This window comes from Streptomyces sp. NPDC059649 (assembly GCF_042734445.1).
Classification (GTDB): domain Bacteria; phylum Actinomycetota; class Actinomycetes; order Streptomycetales; family Streptomycetaceae; genus Streptomyces.
Map to the genome: position 1 here is coordinate 1 of NZ_JBHWDV010000114.1, position 4,898 is coordinate 4,898.

At 69.7% G+C, this 4,898-nt stretch carries 3 protein-coding genes; 2 read left to right on the forward strand and 1 reads right to left on the reverse strand.

Translation table 11 applies throughout. The features are described 5' to 3' along the window. The first annotated feature begins 422 nt into the window (after window positions 1–422). A complete protein-coding gene (locus ACFV1J_RS40175; protein ID WP_385866939.1) occupies window positions 423–1,706 on the forward strand; it encodes an LCP family protein in 1,284 nt (427 codons plus the stop codon). Between the two features lie 71 nt (window positions 1,707–1,777). Here the strand turns inward: ACFV1J_RS40175 and ACFV1J_RS40180 are convergent, their stop codons facing one another. Next, the gene (locus ACFV1J_RS40180; protein ID WP_385866941.1) at window positions 1,778–2,953 is read right to left on the reverse strand and encodes an acyl-CoA dehydrogenase; all 1,176 of its coding nucleotides are present in this window, start codon (window positions 2,951–2,953) and stop codon (window positions 1,778–1,780) included. 205 nt (window positions 2,954–3,158) lie between these two features. Between ACFV1J_RS40180 and ACFV1J_RS40185 the strand changes: the two genes are divergently transcribed. Next, window positions 3,159–4,499 carry a UDP-glucose dehydrogenase family protein gene (locus ACFV1J_RS40185; protein WP_385866942.1) on the forward strand — a complete coding sequence of 447 codons (1,341 nt, stop codon included), beginning with the start codon at window positions 3,159–3,161 and terminating at the stop codon, window positions 4,497–4,499. Window positions 4,500–4,898 lie beyond the last annotated feature (399 nt).

Here is a 4,898-nt window from a genome sequence, read left to right on the forward strand (position 1 = left end):
ATCAGGCCAGCCCCCACTGAGCTCTCACCTCCTACTCACGGGAGGGGCTGGACCGGAGGACGAAGTCTGGAGGGCCGGCACCGCACCCGACAACATCACGCCCGCCGCCAGGCGCAACGGCGACCAAGCCCCGCGGCGGGGCAGACGGGTACGTGGGAGGCGCCGCAAAGCGGCAACGGCGAGATGACCCGCGGCGCCGCAGACGGGTACGTGGTGAAGCCCACAAACCCCACGGCGGGAAAGTCCGGTACGTGGGGAGGATCCGGAATGATCGATTCCGTTCGCGCAGGTCGGAATGGTCAGAGGCCCTTGCGATATGCGGCGGAACGCCGCCGTCGCTTTGCATCAGGTCTGCAACAGCCCTGGCCCGATCCGGCACCCGCCCTATGGGACGGGCCCCGGGGCCGTGCACACTGCCCCGTATGAATGAGTGGCCCAACGGATGGTCCGGCGACCGGAACGGCAACGGATACGGGCTCGGCAGTGGCGCCGACCCGGAGGGTGCGCGCGCCATGCCCCAGGTACGGCGTGACGCGGCCCCCGGCTATCAGCGGCAGGAGCCCCCGCTGCCGCCGTCGATGTCCCCGCGTAGGGGGGCGACCGTGCCGCCGCAGCAGTCCCAGGGCTACGACGACGCGTACGACGGTTACAACACCGGCCAGGTCTACGGAGGCGGCGGTGACGGTGGTGACCGCTACGGCGACGGATACGGCGGCGGGCGGCCGCGGCCGCGCTGGGGCCGGCGCATCAAGTGGACGATCATCACCGTGGTCGTCGTCCTGGCGGTCGCCTCGGTCGCCACGTACTTCTGGGCCGACGGAAAGCTCCGCCGCCAGGTCGACCTCAGCAAGGTCATCGACCGGCCGGAGACCGGCGACGGCACGAACTACCTGATCGTCGGCTCGGACAGCCGCGAGGGCATGACCGCCGAGCAGAAGAAGAAGCTGCACACCGGCTCCGCCGAGGGCAAGCGCACCGACTCGATGATGATCCTGCACGACGGCAGCAACGGCCCGACGCTGATCTCGCTGCCGCGTGACTCGGACGTCGAGATACCGTCCTTCGTCGGCTCGGACTCCGGCAAGAAGTACCCGGGCACCGGACGGCACACCAAGCTCAACGCGGCCTACGCCGAGGACGGCCCGGAGCTGCTGGTGCGTACCGTCGAGGCCAACACCCACCTGCACATCGACCACTACGTCGAGATCGGCTTCGCCGGGTTCGCCAACATCGTGGACGCCATCGGCGGCGTGGAGATGGACATCCCCAAGGCGTTCAAGGACAAGTGGTCCGGCGCCGACTTCCCGGCCGGCAAGCAGACCCTCAACGGCCAGCAGGCGCTCGCCTTCGTCCGCACCCGGCACGCCTTCGCCGGCAGTGACCTGGACCGGACGAAGAACCAGCAGAAGTTCCTGTCGGCGCTGGCCAGCCAGACCGCCACCCCGGGCACGGTGCTCAACCCGTTCAAGCTCTACCCGGTGATGGGCGCCGGCCTGGACACGCTGATCGTCGACAAGGACATGAGCCTGTGGGACCTGGGCGAGATGTTCTTCGCGATGAAGGGCGTGACCAACGGTGAGGGCAAGTCGATGAACATGCCGATCTCCGGCTCCAACGGCGGCAACCTCGTGTGGGACAAGAACAAGCTCCAGCAGCTGGTCCAGCAGCTGAACAACGACGAGAAGGTCACGGTCAGCAGCAACTGACGCCGGACCGGACGGGGAAGGGGCCCGGATCGCTACGGCGGTCCGGGCCCCTTCCCTGTGTGCCGGGGTGCTTACTGGGGCAGGTTGCGCGCCATCACGATGCGCTGGACCTGGTTGGTGCCCTCGTAGATCTGGGTGATCTTGGCGTCCCGCATCATCCGCTCCAGCGGGTAGTCGCGGGTGTAGCCGTAGCCGCCGAGCAGCTGGACCGCGTCCGTGGTGATCTCCATGGCGGCGTCCGAGGCGTAGCACTTGGCCGCGGCGCCGAAGAAGGTCAGGTCCTCGCCCTTGCCGCCGGCCGAGATCCGCTCGGAGCGGGCGGCCGCGGCGTAGGTGAGCTGACGGGCCGCCTCCAGCTTCATCGCCATGTCGGCGAGCATGAACTGGATGCCCTGGAAGTCGCCGATCGGCTTGCCGAACTGCTTGCGCTCCTGGACGTAGCCCTTGGCGTAGTCCAGCGCGCCCTGGGCGATGCCGAGCGCCTGGGCCGCGATGGTGATGCGGGTGTGGTCCAGGGTCTTCATGGCCGTGGCGAAGCCGGTGCCCTCCTCGCCGATCATGCGGTCGGCGGGGATGCGGACGTTGTCGAGGTAGACCTCGCGGGTCGGGGAGCCCTTGATGCCGAGCTTCTTCTCCGGGGCGCCGAAGGAGACGCCCTCGTCGCCCTTCTCGACGACGAACGCCGAGATGCCCCGGGAGCGCTTCTCCGGGTCGGTGACCGCCATCACCGTGTAGTACTCGCTGACACCGGCGTTGGTGATCCAGCGCTTGACGCCGTTGAGGACGTAGTCGTCACCGTCCCGGACGGCCTTGGTCTTCATCCCGGCCGCGTCGGAACCGGCGTCCGGCTCGCTCAGGCAGTACGAGAACATCGCGTCGCCGCCCGCGAGCGGGGACAGGTACTTCTTCTTCAGATCCTCGGAGCCGGAGAGGATCACCGGCAGCGAGCCGAGCTTGTTCACCGCCGGTATGAGGGAGGACGAGGCGCAGACCCGGGCGACCTCCTCGATGACGATGACGGTCGCCAGCGCGTCGGCGCCGGCACCGCCGTAGGACTCCGGTACGTGGACGGCGTGCAGGTCGTTGGCGACCAGCGCGTCGAGCGCCTCCTGGGGGAAGCGGGCCTCCTCGTCCACCGCGGCGGCGAACGGCGCGATCTTCGCCTCGGCGAGCGAGCGCACCGACTCGCGGAGCATGTCGTGCTCCTCGGACGGCCGGTACAGATCGAAATCAGCGGTTCCCGCCACTAACTCTCACTCCCCTGAGCTCCGGCAGCGCTAACTACCGTTAAGTAACCCTTTACCTCTCCGGATTCTAGGGGCCGGGCCCGGCCTGCGGATACGTGAGGTTGCCGACAGTTACGGTCCTGCCCGCGGCGCGACTGGAGTAGGCCATTCCCCTCGCGACTATGCTCGGTCCGGCCGTCTTCGTCAGCATGCGTCTGGAGCACCCATGGCCCTCAAGATCACCGTGATCGGCACCGGCTACCTCGGCGCCACCCACGCCGCAGCCATGGCCGAGCTCGGCTTCGAGGTGCTGGGGCTCGACGTGGTCCCCGAGAAGATCGAGATGCTGCAGCGCGGCGAGGTCCCGATGTACGAGCCGGGGCTGGAGGAGCTGCTGCGCCGCCATGTCGCCGGCATCGAGGGCTCCAGCGGCCGGTTGCGCTTCACCACCTCCTACGAGGAGGTCGGTGCGTTCGGCGACGTCCACTTCGTCTGTGTGAACACCCCGCAGAAGCACGGCGAGTACGCCTGCGACATGAGCTACGTGGAGCGCGCCTTCGACGCGCTGGCGCCGCATCTGACCCGGCCCACGCTGGTGGTCGGCAAGTCGACGGTGCCGGTGGGCAGCGCGGCCCGGCTCGCCGAACGGCTGGCGGCCGCCGCCCCGGCCGGCCCGGCGGCCGAACTGGCCTGGAACCCGGAGTTCCTGCGCGAGGGCTTCGCCGTCCAGGACACCCTGCACCCGGACCGGATCGTCGCCGGTGTGGCCGGGGAGCGGGCCGAGGAGCTGCTGCGCGAGGTCTACGCCAAGCCGATCGCCGAGGGCTCGCCGTTCATCGTCATGGACTACCCGACGGCCGAGCTGGTGAAGACCTCCGCCAACTCCTTCCTGGCGACGAAGATCTCGTTCATCAACGCGATGGCCGAGGTCTGCGAGGCGGCGGACGGCGACGTGGTGAAGCTCGCCGAGGCGATCGGCCACGACGAGCGGATCGGCAAGAAGTTCCTGCGGGCCGGCATCGGCTTCGGCGGCGGCTGCCTGCCGAAGGACCTGCGGGCGTTCATGGCCCGCGCCGGTGAACTGGGCGCCGACCAGGCGCTGACCTTCCTGCGCGAGATCGACTCGATCAACATGCGGCGCCGCGGCCACATGGTCGAGCTGGCCCGGGACGCGGTCGGCGGCGGCTTCCTCGGCAAGCGGGTCGCCGTCCTCGGCGCGACCTTCAAGCCGGACTCGGACGACGTCCGCGACTCCCCCGCGCTCAACGTCGCCGGCCAGATCCACCTCCAGGGCGGCCAGGTCACCGTCTACGACCCCAAGGGCATGGCGAACGCCCGCCGGCTCTTCCCGACGCTGGGCTACGCGGACACCGCGCTGGACGCGGTGCGCGGCGCGGACGTGGTGCTGCACCTGACGGAGTGGCGCGAGTTCCGCGAGCTGGACCCGGCAGCCCTGGCCGAAGTCACCACCGAACGCCGCATCCTGGACGGCCGCAACGCCCTCGACCCCCAACTCTGGCGCAAGGCAGGCTGGACCTACCGCGCCCTTGGGCGCCCCCGCGCCTAGTCCCCCACGTACCTGGCTTTCCCGCCGCGGTTGTTGCTCGCCGTTCCGCTGCGCTTCGCGGCGCCCCGCACGTACTTGGCCGTCCCGCCGCGGGGCTCGCTCGCCGTTGCGCTTTGCGGCGCCTCCCACGTACCTGGCCGTCCCGCCGCGGGGCGCCTCGCCGTTGCCGCTTTGCGGCGCCCCGCACGTACCTGGCTTTCCCGCCGCGGGGCTTGCTCGCCGTTGTGCTTTGCGGCGCCGCGTACGTTGTCGACTGTCCTGCCGTTGGGCGTCTCGCCGTTGCGCCTGGCGGCGGGCGTTTGTGTGTCGGGTGCGGTGACAGCCCTACAGACTTCGTCCTCCGGTCTGTCCCCTCCCGTTGGTGGGTGGGAGAGGTGAGTGGGGGCGGGCGTTGTCGTT

Bases quoted from the DNA above. Each gene is read 5' to 3' on its own strand.
- ACFV1J_RS40175 (WP_385866939.1), top strand. From the start codon at position 423: ATGAATGAGTGGCCCAACGGATGGTCCGGCGACCGGAACGGCAACGGA.
- ACFV1J_RS40185 (WP_385866942.1), top strand. From the start codon at position 3,159: ATGGCCCTCAAGATCACCGTGATCGGCACCGGCTACCTCGGCGCCACC.